Source organism: Streptomyces sp. NPDC021020, from assembly GCF_044333285.1.
Classification (GTDB): Bacteria; Actinomycetota; Actinomycetes; order Streptomycetales; family Streptomycetaceae; genus Actinacidiphila.
The window spans coordinates 1-1,165 of record NZ_JBIRQQ010000027.1 but is presented as its reverse complement, the minus strand read 5'-3'; the positions used below and the strand labels follow the sequence as shown (position 1 = coordinate 1,165).

2 protein-coding genes are annotated in these 1,165 nt (G+C 69.0%); both read left to right on the top strand.

Annotated features, from left to right (window positions below; all coding sequences use genetic code 11):
* Positions 1-75 precede the first annotated feature (75 nt).
* Positions 76-615, top strand: a complete 540-nt coding sequence (locus ACH4SL_RS36995) for a winged helix-turn-helix domain-containing protein (RefSeq protein ID WP_398454670.1) — start codon at positions 76-78, stop codon at positions 613-615.
* Complete coding sequence (locus tag ACH4SL_RS36990; protein ID WP_398454672.1) at positions 612-1,139, top strand: transposase; 528 nt, start codon at positions 612-614, stop codon at positions 1,137-1,139. The genes ACH4SL_RS36995 and ACH4SL_RS36990 overlap by 4 nt, the downstream gene beginning before the upstream one ends.
* The last annotated feature ends 26 nt before the right edge of the window (positions 1,140-1,165 follow it).

Below are 1,165 nucleotides of genomic sequence, written 5' to 3'. Positions count from 1 at the left end.
AGTACTGAACTTGATTGAGTGATGTCGGAGCCGTTCGCCTGACGGCGGTGGGTGGGCTCCGGTAGCTCTGGGTTCGTGAGGTACGCGCAGGGCGGCGGGTTGACCGACGCCGAGAGGGCCGCGCGGGAGCGGATCCGGCTGCAGGCCGTGGAACGCTTCGAGGGCGGGGAGAAGAACCGGGAGATCGCTGCCGCGCTGCGCGTGAGCGAGCGGTCGGTGGAGCGGTGGCGCCGGGCCTGGCGCGAGTGTGGAGAGGTCGGTATCCAGTCGAAGGGCTCCCCGGGCCGACCGAGACTTGGTCCGGCCCAGATCGCCAGGCTCGAAAGGGAGTTGGAACGTGGTCCGCTCGCCCATGGCTGGGCGGACCAGCGATGGACGCTCGCGCGGATCAAGACGCTGATCGGCCGGCTGTTCCACGTCTCCTACACGGTCGAGGGCACATGGCAGCTGCTCAAGCGGCACGGCTGGTCGTGGCAGCAGCCCGCCCGCCGGGCGATCGAGCGCGACGACGCAGCGGTCGAGGTGTGGAAGAAGGAGACCTGGCCGCGGGTAAGAGCGCCGCGGCGGCTCTCGGAGCCTGGATCGTCTTCGAGGACGAGGCCGGGCAGTCGATGACTCCGCCGCGTGCCAGGACCTGGGGCCGGATCGGCCGGGCACCGGTCGTCAGAGTGCGCGGTCGGGGCTCCGGCCGTGTGTCGATGGCGGGCATGACCTGCTACAAACCCGGCGAGCGGTCCCGACTGATCTACCGCATCCGCGAGTACCGGGGCCGCAAGGACGAGCCGAAGGGCTTCGGCTGGCGCGACTTTCGGGACCTGATCGTCCGCGCCCGGATCCAGCTCGGCGGCCCGATCGTGCTGGTCTGGGACAACGTCCGCCTCCACCTGACCAAGCCGCTGCGGGAGTTCATCGCCGCGAATGCCGACTGGCTCACCGTGTTCCAGCTGCCCACCTACGCACCGGACCTCAACCCGCAGGAGGGCGTCTGGTCGCTGGTCAAACGCGACATCGGCAACCTCGCCGCCGCCGACCTCGGCCAGATCACCCGAGCCGTGAAGCACAGGCTCAAACAGATCCAGCACCACCCCGACCTGGTCAACAGCTGCCTCGCCGGCACCGGCCTGATCATGGACGGCTGACCGACATCACGCATTCAAGTTCAGTA

What these genes read in the sequence shown, in the direction of transcription:
- ACH4SL_RS36990 (WP_398454672.1), top strand. Translation starts at nt 612, where the DNA reads ATGACTCCGCCGCGTGCCAGGACCTGGGGCCGGATCGGCCGGGCACCG.